10 protein-coding genes and 1 tRNA gene are annotated in these 13,361 nt (G+C 68.0%); 8 read left to right on the top strand and 3 right to left on the bottom strand.

What is annotated here, in order from left to right:
- Positions 1-288: 288 nt before the first annotated feature.
- The 7 genes from queA to MARPU_RS13735 all read left to right on the top strand — a co-directional run bounded on the left by queA (position 289) and on the right by MARPU_RS13735 (position 8,155).
- A complete protein-coding gene (gene queA / locus MARPU_RS13765) occupies positions 289-1,347 on the top strand; it encodes a tRNA preQ1(34) S-adenosylmethionine ribosyltransferase-isomerase QueA (RefSeq protein ID WP_005221194.1) in 1,059 nt (352 codons plus the stop codon).
- Positions 1,348-1,703: 356 nt separating this feature from the next.
- Entirely contained in the window at positions 1,704-2,105 is a 402-nt protein-coding gene (locus tag MARPU_RS13760) for an H-NS histone family protein (RefSeq protein WP_005221195.1), read from the top strand.
- Positions 2,106-2,400: 295 nt separating this feature from the next.
- The gene (locus tag MARPU_RS13755; protein WP_005221197.1) at positions 2,401-3,729 is read left to right on the top strand and encodes a DEAD/DEAH box helicase; all 1,329 of its coding nucleotides are present in this window, start codon (positions 2,401-2,403) and stop codon (positions 3,727-3,729) included.
- Between the two features lie 281 nt (positions 3,730-4,010).
- The gene (locus tag MARPU_RS13750; protein WP_005221201.1) at positions 4,011-4,283 is read left to right on the top strand and encodes an RNA recognition motif domain-containing protein; all 273 of its coding nucleotides are present in this window, start codon (positions 4,011-4,013) and stop codon (positions 4,281-4,283) included.
- Between the two features lie 278 nt (positions 4,284-4,561).
- Entirely contained in the window at positions 4,562-6,406 is a 1,845-nt protein-coding gene (locus tag MARPU_RS13745) for a M61 family metallopeptidase (RefSeq protein WP_005221202.1), read from the top strand.
- A 10-nt stretch (positions 6,407-6,416) separates the two neighbouring features.
- Complete coding sequence (gene birA / locus MARPU_RS13740; RefSeq protein ID WP_005221203.1) at positions 6,417-7,415, top strand: bifunctional biotin--[acetyl-CoA-carboxylase] ligase/biotin operon repressor BirA; 999 nt, start codon at positions 6,417-6,419, stop codon at positions 7,413-7,415.
- Positions 7,412-8,155, top strand: coding sequence for a type III pantothenate kinase (locus MARPU_RS13735; RefSeq protein ID WP_005221212.1), 744 nt, complete (start codon positions 7,412-7,414; stop codon positions 8,153-8,155). Before birA ends, MARPU_RS13735 begins: the two co-directional genes overlap by 4 nt.
- 106 nt (positions 8,156-8,261) lie before the next feature.
- Here MARPU_RS13735 and MARPU_RS13730 read toward each other — a convergent pair.
- Positions 8,262-8,338: transfer RNA gene (locus MARPU_RS13730), tRNA-Arg, on the bottom strand.
- Positions 8,339-8,643: 305 nt separating this feature from the next.
- Here MARPU_RS13730 and MARPU_RS13725 point away from each other — a divergent pair.
- On the top strand, positions 8,644-10,803 hold the full coding sequence (locus tag MARPU_RS13725) for a GAF domain-containing protein (protein WP_051415155.1): 2,160 nt from the start codon (positions 8,644-8,646) through the stop codon (positions 10,801-10,803).
- A 292-nt stretch (positions 10,804-11,095) separates the two neighbouring features.
- On the opposite strand, the gene MARPU_RS13720 is transcribed toward MARPU_RS13725, so the two are convergent.
- Entirely contained in the window at positions 11,096-12,286 is a 1,191-nt protein-coding gene (locus MARPU_RS13720; protein WP_005221216.1) for a geranylgeranyl diphosphate reductase, read from the bottom strand.
- Between the two features lie 99 nt (positions 12,287-12,385).
- Positions 12,386-13,291 (bottom strand): chlorophyll synthase ChlG, encoded by a 906-nt coding sequence (gene chlG / locus MARPU_RS13715; protein ID WP_005221218.1) that lies wholly within the window; start codon positions 13,289-13,291, stop codon positions 12,386-12,388.
- Positions 13,292-13,361 lie beyond the last annotated feature (70 nt).

Raw genomic sequence — 13,361 nt, 5'->3', positions numbered from 1 at the left:
CTATGGAGCCTGCTCCGCTCGCTGGCGGATTGATCCCGGCCAAGGACAAACGTGCACCGATCGACGACAATGGTCCGTCTTCGTCGTGTCGAGTTCCTGGCGGCGCGACCCGGTTGCGACCTGGTGTCGTGCGCTGACCGCAAGGATGTCGTCGGCCCGGTCGGGCATGACGGAGGTCCCCATGTTTTCGTATTCGTTCGAGATGCCGTGTTCGCGGTGTCTCGTGCCCCTGTTGCTCGGTCGGTGGGTGTCCGTCGACCTTCGATCTCTTTAATTCAGTGCCAAGCGATGCGTCGTTCAGACTTCCATTTCGATCTTCCCGACGAGTTGATCGCGCAGTATCCGCTCGCCGAGCGTGCCGCCTCGCGCCTGCTGGTGCTCGAGGCGGGAGCCGCGCGACCGAGTGATCGGCGCTTTCTCGATCTGCCCGAGCTGCTGCGACCGAACGATCTGCTGGTGTTCAACAACACTCGGGTGATGCGCGCGCGTCTGTTCGCCGTCAAGGAGACCGGCGGGCGGGTGGAGCTGCTGATCGAGCGGGTGGTCGAACCCGGGGTGGCGCTGGCGCATCTGCGCGCGAGCAAGTCGCCCAAGCCCGGCGCCCGGCTGTTGATCGATGGTGTGCCGTGCATCGAGGTGATCGGGCGTGATGATGATCTCTTTCGGCTGCGCGCGCTCGATGACGACTTCACGGTATTGATGGAGCGCTTCGGACACATGCCGCTGCCGCCCTATATCACCCGCGCCGACGAGGCCGCCGATGAGTCGCGCTATCAGACCGTCTATGCGCGCAACGCGGGCGCGGTGGCGGCGCCGACGGCCGGGTTGCATTTCGATGAGGCGTTGCTCGATCGGCTCGACGCGATCGGGGTCGAACGCGCCGAGATCACCTTGCACGTCGGCGCTGGTACCTTTCGTCCGGTGCGGGTCGATGACCTCGATCAGCACCGGATGCATTCGGAATGGCTGGAGGTCGACGAGACGCTGTGTGCGCGGGTTGCCGAGACGCGGGCGCGTGGTGGCCGAGTGGTTGCCGTCGGAACCACCAGCGTGCGTGCGCTGGAGACCGCGGCGGCTGCTGGCGAGCTACGTCCCTATCGCGGTGAAAGTCGGCTGTTCATTCGTCCCGGTTATCGTTTCCGGGTGGTCGATGCCATGGTCACCAACTTCCATCTTCCCGAGTCGACCCTGCTGATGCTGGTATGCGCCTTTGCCGGGTATCAGCGGATGATGGCGGCCTACCGTCATGCCGTGGCCGAGCGCTATCGCTTCTTCAGCTATGGTGATGCCATGTTTCTTGCCGCCAGGCGAGAGGATCGGAGTCGTCAAGCACCGCTCATTGAATGAGCCGGCGCTGTTCGGGATATCTGGATGTCTGCTTTCGTGTACGACATGCTGCCGGCAGCATCATCTTTTTCCGCCCCGCCAAGCCTCCTTTCGTCAATGTGCGATGGCCGCCCCCTTGTGAGATTGGCGAGACGCCGCATTTGCAGAGAGAGACGCCTTCATCGCTCCAGCCAGGGCCGGACTGGCATATGGATGTATGCCTCGGCGGCTGCTTATTTATAGTTGAAAAGGCCATTCAATAAATGGCCTTTACTTGACTTTTATAGTAAATCGAATAAATTACGCAGTGCGCGCAGATTCCTGATCTTTTGCGTCCATCAAAGAAAAACACCCTAACCCCATTGGAGGTAGATCACGTGGAGTACGCTAACCTTAGCGTCGAGGAAATCCGGCGTCAGCTGGAGGAGGCCGAGAGCAAGCAGTCCGAGCTCAAGCGCGCGCTCGAGATCCGTCGTCGCGAGGCGAAGAAGGAAGTCGCCCAGGAGATTCGCGAGCTGATTCAGCAGCGTGGCTATGATCTCACCGAGATCGTCGAGTTGCTCGATGCGAAGAAGTCCCGCCGCACTGGTGTGCGCAAGTCCTCCGGCTCGCGCCAGTACATCGAGTATTTCGACCCGGAGAACCCGGAGAACGTCTACGTCCGTGGTGTGCTGCCGCGCTGGATGAAGGACAAGATGACGGAAAAGGGGCTCGATCACAGCTCCAAGGAAGATCGCGACACCTTCAAGAAGAGCTATCTGCAGGTCAAGAACGCTTGATCCATCGCTTCGCCTCCGTCCCTTCCACGCCGCTGGATATCATCCGCACAGGTTGCGGACGATGCGGAGGCGGATTCGGCGTCTTTTCAACTCATGGATGAGATCATTGCAATGGATCGCTGGCTTTCGTGTTGCCGAGCGCGTAGACTGCATCTATCGCATCAACCGGTCGATGCGTCGTCTCGCGGCTGAAACGACCTTATCCTCAAGGCGTCACCCTCGAACGTCCTCCCTCTTTTTTGCCTAGACCGGCCCCAGTATCAAGACTTGGGTTAGGCTGGTTTCAGGAGTCTTCATGTCCTTCGATTCGCTCGGCCTGCGGGCCGATCTGCTGCGTGCCGTGGCAGGTCAGGGCTATGCACGCCCGACCCCGATCCAAGAGCAGGCCATCCCCGCGGTCCTGGCCGGCCATGATCTGCTCGCCGGCGCTCAGACCGGCACCGGCAAGACGGCGGCCTTCGCGCTTCCCGTGCTGCAGCTGCTCGCGGCCCGCAAGAGCAATGGTGGACGACGTCTGCCCCGCGCGCTGGTGCTGTCGCCAACTCGCGAACTGGCGGCACAGATCGGCGAGCGCTTCCAGGCCTATGGTCGCGAGGTGTCGCTGCGCTCGACGGTGATCTTCGGTGGTGTCGGCATGCAGCCGCAGGTCGACCGACTGCGGCGCGGCGTGGACATCCTGGTGGCTACGCCGGGGCGGCTGCTCGATCATGCCGCGCGCCGCACCCTGGACCTGTCCGCGGTCGAGATCCTGGTCCTCGACGAGGCCGATCGGATGCTCGACATGGGCTTCATCCACGATATCCGCAAGGTGCTCGCGCTGCTGCCCAAGCAACGTCAGAATCTGCTGTTCTCGGCGACCTATTCCGACGAGATCCGCCGCCTGGCAGACGGTATCCTCCACCAGCCCAAGCTGGTCGAGGTCGCCCGGCGCAACACCGCCGCCGAGACCGTGGAGCAGGGTGCGCACCCGGTCGACAAGTCGCGCAAGCGCGAGCTGTTGGCGCACCTCTTCCACCGTGAAGGTTGGGACCAGGCGCTGGTGTTCACCCGGACCAAGGCCGGCGCCAACCGCCTGGCCGAGTATCTGGGGCGTGAGGGGATTGCCGCGGCGGCGATCCACGGCAACAAGAGCCAGTCGGCGCGGACCCGTGCACTGAGCGAGTTCAAGCAGGGGCGGGTGCGGGCGCTGGTGGCCACCGACATCGCCGCGCGCGGCATCGACATCGCCAATCTACCCCAGGTGGTGAACTTCGAACTGCCCGCCGTTGCCGAAGACTACGTCCACCGCATCGGGCGCACCGGTCGCGCTGGTGCCGGTGGTCGGGCGTTGTCGCTGGTCAGTCATGACGAGCGCAAGCTGCTCAATGGCATCCAGCGCTTGATCAAGCGTGAGATCGTGCTCCAACCGGTAGCCGGTTTCGAGCCCTCGGCCGAGGCGCCGACGAATGAGACCCCCGACCATGGTCGGGGTGGTCGTCACCGTCGTTCGGGCGGTCGCAATGGCGGCCGGGGCAACGGCGGCAATGCACAGCGGGAGCGCTCCGGGCGTCCCGCGCCCAAGTCGCGGTCGGGTCAGGGCGCCAAGCGCGCCCGGCTCGGTCAGGGCGGCTCGACACGGGCCTGATCGGCCCGTATGAGCGGGTGGCGCGTCCACCCGTCTGGGTCCGGGGGTAGCGGTTCCGTGCCGCTGCCGTCAGGTTGCCGTCCGTTGATCGGGCGGGCCGGACACCGGGCACCGGCCTCGTGACAATCGCTCCGGATCCCCGTTCCGGGCGCCCCGTTGCCGGCCTCGAGGGCCTGGGCCTAGTCTCCAACGGTGGAGACAAAAACTGTCGAATCAGTTGCGCGTTGATTTTTCGGCTGTTCTCTTTCTCTTCAATGCGCACTCGTATGGATATCCCGAATATGAATATTTATGTTGGCAATCTCGCTTACGGCGTGACTCAGGAAGAACTTCAGGCCGTGTTCGCCGCCTACGGTGAGATCTCCAGCGTGAACTTGATCACCGACAAGTTCACCGGTGAGTCGAAGGGTTTCGGCTTCGTCGAGATGCCTAACAACTCCGAGGCCGATACCGCCATCAAGGCCCTCAACGACACCCCGCTCAAGGGGCGCAACATGAAGGTCAACCAGGCCAAGCCCCGTGGCGAGCGTCCGTCTCGCGGGCCGCGCTGGTAAGGCGTCGCCTCAGGGGGAGAGGCGCTGCTGCCGCTCCCCCGTGGTGTCCTGCCGAGGTGTCGGCGGGACGCCCGGTGGACCATCCCCGGTCCGCCATCAGGCGGGGTCGTCCGACCCCGACCTGCTCCTCCCCGACATGACCCGCTTGCCGAGGCTCCACCCCCACCCGCCAGCCGGGGCGGTGGTGCGACGGTCCTCTCCCGGCATCCCGGACGCTGCGTGCACCCTGGGCATCTGCTACCGTAGCGGCGTCTTCATCCGCTGCAATCCTTCGGACCATGCCTGAAACCCGCAATCAACCGGTCGATCTGACCTATCGTGTTCATCCTGTCGACCCCGAGGCCCATCTCTTCGAGGTCGAGTTGTTGCTGTCGCGTGCCGCCCCCGCCGTGCTGCGCCTGAGCATGCCCGCCTGGATCCCGGGCAGCTACATGATCCGCGACTTCGCCCGCAATCTCGTCGAGATCGTCGCCAGCGATGGCGAGGGTGCGCCGCTCGCGCTGGAGAAACACGACAAGCAGACCTGGGTCGCCGACCGGCCGGTCGCCACGGCGCGGGTACGCTATCGGGTCCATGCCTGGGATCGCTCGGTGCGTGGCTGTCACCTCGACGCCACCCATGCCTATTTCAACGGCCCCGGGCTGCTGCTGCGGGTCGACGGGGCCGATGATCGTCCCTGCGCGCTCGAGCTGCTGCCGCCGCCGGGCGAGGCGCGGGCCGACTGGCGCCTGGCCTGTGCCTGCCGGCCCGAGTCGGTCGATGCGCGCGGCTTCGGGCGCTATCTCGCCGATGACTACGCCGATCTGATCGACTACCCGGTGGAGATGGGGCGGTTCACCGAGATCCCCTTCGATGTCGACGGCGTGCCCCATCGCATGGTGCTCAGCGGCCGGCATCGCGCCGACGGCGAGCGGCTGGTCGAGGACCTCGAGCGCATCTGCCGCGAGCACGCGGCGCTGTTCGGCGAGCTGCCGCTCGACCGGTATCTGTTCCTCACCAGCGTCACCGGCGCCGGTTACGGCGGGCTCGAGCACCGCTTCTCGACCAGCCTGATGTGCGCCCGCGCCGACCTGCCGCGGCGCGCCGAGCGCGGCCGCCCGCCGCGTGAGGGCTATGTCCGCTTCCTCGGGCTGTGCAGTCACGAGTACTTCCATCTCTGGAACGTCAAGCGCATCCGCCCCCAGGCGCTGATCGACGGCGGTCTGGAGCAGGAGGTCCACACCCGCTTGCTGTGGGCCTTCGAGGGCATCACCTCCTACTACGACGAGCTGGCGCTGGTGCGCAGCGGTCGTATCGACACCGCGACCTATCTCGGCCTGCTCGCCAACGCCATCACCCGCTTGCAGCGCACCCCGGGACGGCACCTGCAGACCCTGGCCGCGTCGAGCTTCGATGCCTGGACCCGCTTCTACAAGCAGGACGAGAGCGCGCCCAATGTCATCGTCAGCTATTACCTCAAGGGCGCGCTGGTGGCGCTGGCGCTCGATCTGACGTTGCGCCAGCGCAGCGCCGGGGCCTGTTCGCTCGACACCGTGATGCGCGCACTCTGGACCCGCCACGGACGGACCGGGGTCGGTGTCGCCGAGCGCGGTATCGAGGCCCTGGCCGAGGAGGTCAGCGGGCTCGAGCTGGACGATTTCTTCGCCACCGCGCTCGATTCCACCGACGAACTCGATCTCGCGCCGCTGCTCGCTACCCTGGGGATCGAGATGCGGTGGCGCCCGGCGCGCGACGCCAAGGACCTCGGTGGCTGCGTCGAGCGTTTCGAGCCGGTCGAGGCCCCGGCCACCCTTGGGGTGCGCCTGGCGCCGGGTGCGCCCGAGGGGGTGGTGCGCCATGTCCTCGCCGGCTCGCCGGGCGAGCGCGCCGGGCTTGCCCCCGGCGACCGACTGGTTGCGCTCGATGGGCTGCGGGTCGGCGCCGATGACTTCGAGCGCGCAGTCGCCGCGCTCGGTGCGCTGGATGCGCCGGTGTCGCTGCACGTCTTCCGCGACGACGAGCTGCTCGAGCTGGCCGTGCGTCCGCAGCCGGCCCCGGCCGACACCTGCGAGCTGCGTCTGCTGCCCGAGGCCGAGGCCGCTGCGCAGGCCGCGCGCGCGGCCTGGCTGGCCAGCCGTGTCTGAGGGGGCGGGGATGGATCGTCAGATCGCGTTGATCCGGCTGCTCGCCGACGGCGAGGTGCACTCGGGCGAGGCCATCGCCGCGCACCTCGGCATCACCCGCGCGGCGGTGTGGAAGGCGTTGCGCAAGGCCGCCGAGCGCTTCGGCCTGGTGCTCGAATCGGTGCGCGGGCGCGGCTACCGTCTCGCCCAGCCGCTGGAGCTGCTCGAGCGCGAGCGCCTGCTCGCGGCGATGTCCGAACAGGGGCGCGCGCGGCTCGCCCGGCTCGACATCCATGACCAGATCGACTCGACCAACGCCTGGCTGATGCGCGAGGCCGCCGCCGGGGCGCCCTCGGCGACCCTGTGTCTGGCCGAGCAGCAGAGCGCCGGGCGCGGGCGGCGGGGGCGGACCTGGGTCTCGCCCTTCGGGGTCAATCTCTATGGCTCGTTGCTGTGGCGCTCGCCGCTGGCGCCGGCCGCGCTCGGTGCCTCGAGCCTGGTCGCCGGGGTGGTGGTGGCCGAGCAGCTCGCCGCGCTCGGGGTCGAGGACGTGACGCTGAAATGGCCCAACGACGTGCTCTGGCAGCGACGCAAGCTCGCCGGGCTGTTGCTCGAGGTCGCCGGCGAGTCGCAGGGACCGAGCCATCTGGTGGTCGGCATCGGCATCAATCTGCGCATGGCGGCTGACCAGGGGGCGGCGATCGACCAGCCCTGGGTGACGCTCGCCGAGGCCTTGCCCGGCGCACTCGAGGGTGTGCGCAATGCGCTGGCCGGGCGGCTCGCCGAGGCGCTGCTCGAGGCGCTGGCCGACTACGAGCGCGCCGGACTTGGCCCCTTCCTCGCACGCTGGGAGCGGTTCGACAGCTTGCGCGGCCAGCCGGTGGCGTTGCACCTCGGTGAGCGGGTGATCCGTGGGCGCTATGCCGGGATCGAGGACGATGGCGCGCTGCGACTGGAGACCACCGAGGGGGTGCGCCGCTTCCAGGCCGGCGAGGTCAGTCTGCGGCCGGTCGTGGAGGAGGAGCGATGATGTTGTTGGTCGATATCGGCAATACCAATCTGCGTTGGACACTGGCTGACGGGCCGGAGGTCGGCGAGGTCGAGGTGGTGCGCCATGACGGCGGCATCCCGCTCGATCTGCTGGCGAGCTGGGAGCGATTGGCGCCGCGCCCCGAGCGCGTGCTGGTGAGCAATGTCGGCGGCGCGGCGGTGGCCGAGGCGCTGAGTCGGGTGAGTCGTGCCTATTGGGCGCTCGAGCCGGAGTTCGTCGCCACGCGCGCGACCTGGGGGCGGTTGCGCATCGCCTATGACGAGCCGAGCCGGCTCGGCGTCGATCGCTGGCTGGGTCTGGTCGCGGCCGAGGCCGAGGGGGAGGGCGCCAAGCTCGTCCTCGATGCCGGTACTGCGGTGACCTTCGACCTGCTCGCCGCTGACGGCGAGCACCTCGGCGGGGTGATCCTGCCGGGGATCGAGATGATGCGCGCGAGCCTGCTCGCCGGCACCGCGATCCCGCGGATCACCGCCGAGCCGAGCGGTGAGCCCTGGGCGCGCGATACCGGCACGGCGGTGGCTGCCGGCAGCCTGCAGGCGGTCCTGGGCGTTGCCGCCCGGCTCTACGATCAGTGCGTCTTGCGCACCGGCGAGACACCTCGGTTGCTGCTGACCGGGGGCGATGCGCCGCGACTTGTCGGACAGCTCGATCGTCCCTGGGAGGCGGTGCCCGATCTGGTGCTGCGCGGGCTGGCACGGGTCGGCGCGCGACAGGCATAGCCGCCGGGCGTGGCGGCTGGTGCGCACAAGCGGCACGGCGCGCGACCGGGGGCGGCAGCGGGGGTTGGTATACTGGATGCTGGCGAGATGTTTCGTGCCTGGGAGATGGTGCCCTCGACAGGATTCGAACCTGTGACCTATCGCTTAGGAGGCGATTGCTCTATCCAGCTGAGCTACGAGGGCAAGCCAGTCGATTATGGTAACTCAGGCGCGACCGAGGGTCACGTCGACCGTGCTCCGGCTGGTATGCCTGGAGTCGCTCACGTACCATCGTCTGAGATGTCCGGGTCCGAGGCGCTCTTGTCGCCCCTCGGCGCTCGGTCGCGAATCCCGATCGCGCCTCGTCGGCGCCGACATCGGGCGGATGCTCGGGGCTGTGGCGCGCCCGCCCAGTCCCGCATCGCCTGCAGGTGCTGTCCCACAGCCTGTGGCTGCGGGCAGGAGCCGAGCACGGAGGTTTACCGTCTGTGAGTGTCAGTTTCTCCGCCTTGACCAGGTTCACGATCGCCGGGTCTGAGGGTCGTGATCCCGAATCACTGCATTCGATCCAGACCATCCAGCCCCATGGTGCCCTGATCAGCGTGCGCGAACGGGATCTCGAGATCCTGCAAGCGAGCACCAATGCGCGGCGGATGCTGGGGCTGGACGATGCGCTGCCCGGGCACCGGCTCGATTGGCTGGGAGAGGATCTGGTACAGCGGTTGCGCCCTCATCTGGACGCGCCCCTCAATCCGGTGGCCCTGGCGCTGCGCTGTCGCCTGGGTGTCGGGGCGACCGAGTTCGACGTGCTGGTGCATCGCTCGGGCAGCGGCCTGTTGGTGCTCGAACTCGAGCCCGCCGGGCCATCGCTCGAACTCTCCGGGCGGGTCGAGGAGGCGCTGCAGCGGATCATCGCCGCGCCCTCGGTCCGGGCGCTTGGCGAGGAGGTCGTCGCGACCCTCAAGCAGCTCACCGGCTACGACCGGGTGATGCTCTACCGCCTCGACGAGGCCGGTCACGGCGAGGTCTTCGCCGAGGCGCGCGAACCGGCGCTGCCGGCCTATCTCGGCCAGTGTTATCCCGAGGCCTGCGTGCCGCGGATGGCGCGCCAGCCGGGGCGTCGCCCACGGGTGCGGCTGCTGGTCGATGTCGACAGCGTGCCGGTGCCGTTGCAGCCGATGCATCCTCTCGGCGAGCCGCTCGATATGTCGTTGTGCACCCTGCGCAGTGTCTCGCCGTTGCACATCCAGATCCTCAAGATGATGGACGTGCGCGCCACCCTGGTCGTCTCCCTGATCGTGGGCGGACGGCTGTGGGGGCTGATCGCCTGTCATCATCGCACGCCCCGCTTCGTCCACTACGAGATCCGCGCCCTCTGCGAGCTGCTCGCCGAGACCGTGGCCACGCGTATTGCGGCGCTGGAGAGTTTCATCCAGGAGCAGGCCGAGCTGGCGGTGCGACGGCTCGAGCAGGGGATGATCGAGGCGATCTCGCGTAGCGGCGACTGGCGCTCGGCGCTGGTCAGCGACGCCGATGCCCTGCTCGCGAGCCTCGAGGCGAGCGGGGCGGCGCTGTTCTGTGACGGTGAGCTGCAGACCCTTGGCCGGGTCCCGGAGCAGAGAGGGTTGTTGCGTGTCCGTGCCTGGCTCGACCGCCAGCCGCGCGCGGCGGTGATCGCCACCTCATCGCTGATGCGCGAGGACCCGCGCTTCGCCGCGCTCAGGGAGACCGCCAGCGGAGTGCTGGCGGTGCCGCTGTCGAGTGGCTGCGGCGAGTATCTGGTGTGGTTTCGTCCCGAGCGGGTACGGACCCTGATCCTCGGCGCCAGCCCGCTGCTCTGTGCCGACGGCGCCGAACTCAACCGCGCCCCGGCGCTCGCCGGTGAGCAGCGCGAGGTACGTGGTCGGGCGGTACCCTGGAACTCGGGGCAGACGGCCATCGCTCGACTGCTCGGTGAATCGGTGACCGATGTGCTCCAGCAGTTCCGCTCGGTCCGACTGTTGATCGCCCAGGCGCAGCTCGCCGAGGCCCAGGCGCGGGTACGGATCTCCGATCAGCCGATGCTGATCACCGATCCCGAGGGGCGGCTGGTGCTGGCCACGCGTTCGCTCGAGCAGCTGTTCGGGGCCGGGCGCCTGGAGTCCCTTGATGCGCTGCCCGGATTGGTGAGCGATCCCGCAACGGTACGTGCCGCCTTGGCCGCGCTGCGCGACGACTACCGGCCCTGGCAGGCCGAGTTCGAGGTGTGTGGCGCCGATGGGCGCGAGACCCCGGTGTTGCTGCGCGCTGATCCGGTGTTTTCGGCGCCGGGCCGGGTGCTCGGCTTCATGTTCCTGTTCACCGACCTCACCGACATCAAGGCCGCCGAGGATGCCCGTCAGCGTCTCCATGCCGGGATCGCCGCGCACCAATACCATGTCAGCACGCCACTGTGCGGCGGTGACGGCGAGCGTTATCGTGAACTGTTCGCCGCGATCATCGGCAACGCCCGGCTGGCCGCCGAGGAGGTGGCCGACGGGGTCGACCTGGAGCGTGTGCCGGCGGTGTTCGAGGGTTTCGAGCACTCGGTGAGTCACACCACCACACTGCTCGAGCGGCTGTTGTGGTATGCCGCCCAGCGCCAGGGCTGCGAGGGGGGCGACGAGGCTAATGGGGCGCCGCGCCACTGAGCTGCGGGCTGATGCTTCAATGATCGCGCCGGCATCGGGTCGTACAGGTGAGCCGTGGTGCGGTCGTTCGGACGCGCGTTCGTCAAGCGCCAGTCAAGGTCGCGCGCGGCGCCGAGCGTTGAAAGGTCCATGGAGCATGGAAGGCCGATCGTCCCCGCCGCCGGCAGTCCCTTGCCGAGCCTGCGATCGATGTGCGCGAGTGTCGCGCGTGCGACAGCTCTCGGGATCGAGTCGAGGAGCCCTTCGGGTGCTGGTGTACAGCGCCCGAAGGGAAGGGCGTTCGGCTCCTTGCTCAGCGCGGCGAGACGACGCCGAGCAGGTGGGCGAGATCCTTGAAGAAGATACGGATGTGCGCCGTCGGCTTGGCGCGCACCAGGCGCTTGTTCATGTACGCCTCCCAGGTCAGGTACTGCACATCGGGGTCGGCGCAGATGCTGACGAAGCGCTCCCGGCGTTTGTCGTTGGCATACCAGAAGCGCTGCATGATGCCGAGGATCCAGAACACCCGGCCGTGATCCTTTATGAAGCGCTTGCGCGCGAGCTTGAGCGCCGAGGCCTTGCCGGTAGCCAGCATCTCCTCGACCGCTTCGCCGGCCAGGCGTCCGCCGAGCAGGGCGTAGTAGATGCCCTCGCCGGAGGCCGGCGCGACCACACCCGCAGCATCGCCGGCGAGCACCACGTCACGACCGTTGTCCCAGCAGCGTAGCGGCTCGAGCGGGATCGGCGCGCCCTCGCAGCGCAGCGTCTCGACCTCGGCCAGTCCGGCGCGCTTGCGCAGCTCGGTGCAGGCCGAGCGCAGCGAGAAGCCGCTGATCTCGGTGCCGACGCCGACGCTGATGGTGTCGCCGTGGGGGAACACCCAACCGTAGAAGTCGGGCGAGATGTCGCCCTGGTAGTAGACGTCGCAGCGGGTGCCGTCGAAGCCCTCCGGGGTGCGCACGATCTCGTGATAGGCGGCGACATACTTCATCTTCTCGGCGCCGGGCACGCACTGCTTGGCCACCGCCGAGTGGGCGCCGTCGGCGCCGATCACCGCGCGCGCACGCACCTGCAGTGGCTCGCCCGAATCGCGGCCCTGACCGGGGCGGTAGCGCACCAGGGCGGTGCCGTCAGCGTCGCGCTCGATGGTCTCGAAGGTGGCGTCGAGCCGGGTGGCGCCGTGCTCGGCGGCACGCTCGCGCAGCCACTCGTCGAAGTCCTTGCGGTCGACCATGCCGACATAGCCGCCGTCGATCGGCATGTCGACGGTGCGGTTGGAGGGTGCGACCATGCGTGCCGAGTAGACCCGGGTGGCCAGCTGTGCCTCGGGGATGTCGAATTCACGCATCGCCTGCGGCGGGATGGCGCCGCCGCAGGGCTTGATCCGTCCGGGGCGGTCGAGCAGCAGCACGGAACGGCCACGCTTGGCCAGGTCGGTGGCGGCGGTGGCGCCGGCGGGGCCGCCGCCGATCACCACCACGTCGAAGGTTTCGAGCTCAGTCATGAGGGTCCTACCCTGGTTGAGAGGCGTCCGTGCCCGCCGCTCGCGGTGCTCCGGCGCCCCGGGTTGAGGTTGGTGCGCGGGGCGGGCGGCGGCGCCGGATCAGCCGGCCAGTGCCCGCACCGCGAAGGCGCTGATCATCATTCCGGTGACATAGACACTGACGCCGAGTCCACTGAACCAGGTGGCGCGGGCGCGCGGGTCGCCGAGGAAGCGGATCATCAAGCCCACCTGGACCAGCAGTACCACGCCGACGGCGATGGCGTGCGCGGGCTTGTCCCAGGAGAACAGCAGCGCGATCACGATTGCTTGCGGCAGGCCCATCACCAGGCAGGCGAGGCGCGCGGCGCGATCGACACCGAGCTGCACCGGCAGGGTGCGTACGTTCATCTTGATGTCGCCCTCGATCGCCTTGAAGTCGTTGAGGGTCATGATGCCGTGGGCGCCGATGCTGTAGAGCAGGGCGAGTACGAGGATCTGCCAGTCGGGCATGGCGCCGCCGATCATCACCGCCGCGCCGGTCACCCAGGCCAGCCCCTCGTAGGAGATGCCGACGGCGAGGTTGCCCCACCAGCCGTTACCCTTGAGGCGGAAGGGCGGGGCGCTGTAGGCCCAGGCCAGGGCCATGCCGAGCAGCGAGGCACCGAATACCCAGGGGCCGAGCGCGTAGGCCAGCAGCAACGAGACGGCGGTCCAGATCAACGACAGATAGAAGCCCCAGTTGCCGGGAATGCGACCGGAGGGGATGGGACGGTCGGGCTCGTTGATGGCATCGACATGACGATCGTACCAGTCGTTGACCACCTGGCTGGTACCGCACATCAATGGCCCGGCGAGCAGGATACCGGCGAACACCACCAGCAACTGATCGAGGATCGGCGCGCCGGAGGAGACCACGCCGCAGGCGAAGGCCCACATCGGCGGGAACCAGGTGATGGGGTGGAGGACCTCGAGTACCGCGGGCAAGGCGGGGCGCTTGGGGGTGGCGGACAGCGTCGATTGATTCATGCCGGAAACCTAAAGCCTAAAAGCCTGTCAGGGGGCGCGGCGGCGATCCGGCCGGGAGCGCCGCCATGCG

This window comes from Marichromatium purpuratum 984 (genome assembly GCF_000224005.2).
GTDB lineage: Bacteria > Pseudomonadota > Gammaproteobacteria > Chromatiales > Chromatiaceae > Marichromatium > Marichromatium purpuratum.
Note: the sequence above shows the minus strand (reverse complement) of the source record. Positions and strands in the feature narration are given on the sequence as shown.

Bases quoted from the DNA above. Each gene is read 5' to 3' on its own strand.
- queA (WP_005221194.1), top strand. From the start codon at position 289: ATGCGTCGTTCAGACTTCCATTTCGATCTTCCCGACGAGTTGATCGCG.
- MARPU_RS13755 (WP_005221197.1), top strand. From the start codon at position 2,401: ATGTCCTTCGATTCGCTCGGCCTGCGGGCCGATCTGCTGCGTGCCGTG.
- MARPU_RS13750 (WP_005221201.1), top strand. From the start codon at position 4,011: ATGAATATTTATGTTGGCAATCTCGCTTACGGCGTGACTCAGGAAGAA.
- MARPU_RS13745 (WP_005221202.1), top strand. From the start codon at position 4,562: ATGCCTGAAACCCGCAATCAACCGGTCGATCTGACCTATCGTGTTCAT.
- birA (WP_005221203.1), top strand. From the start codon at position 6,417: ATGGATCGTCAGATCGCGTTGATCCGGCTGCTCGCCGACGGCGAGGTG.
- MARPU_RS13735 (WP_005221212.1), top strand. From the start codon at position 7,412: ATGATGTTGTTGGTCGATATCGGCAATACCAATCTGCGTTGGACACTG.
- MARPU_RS13720 (WP_005221216.1), bottom strand. From the start codon at position 12,286: ATGACTGAGCTCGAAACCTTCGACGTGGTGGTGATCGGCGGCGGCCCC.
- chlG (WP_005221218.1), bottom strand. From the start codon at position 13,291: ATGAATCAATCGACGCTGTCCGCCACCCCCAAGCGCCCCGCCTTGCCC.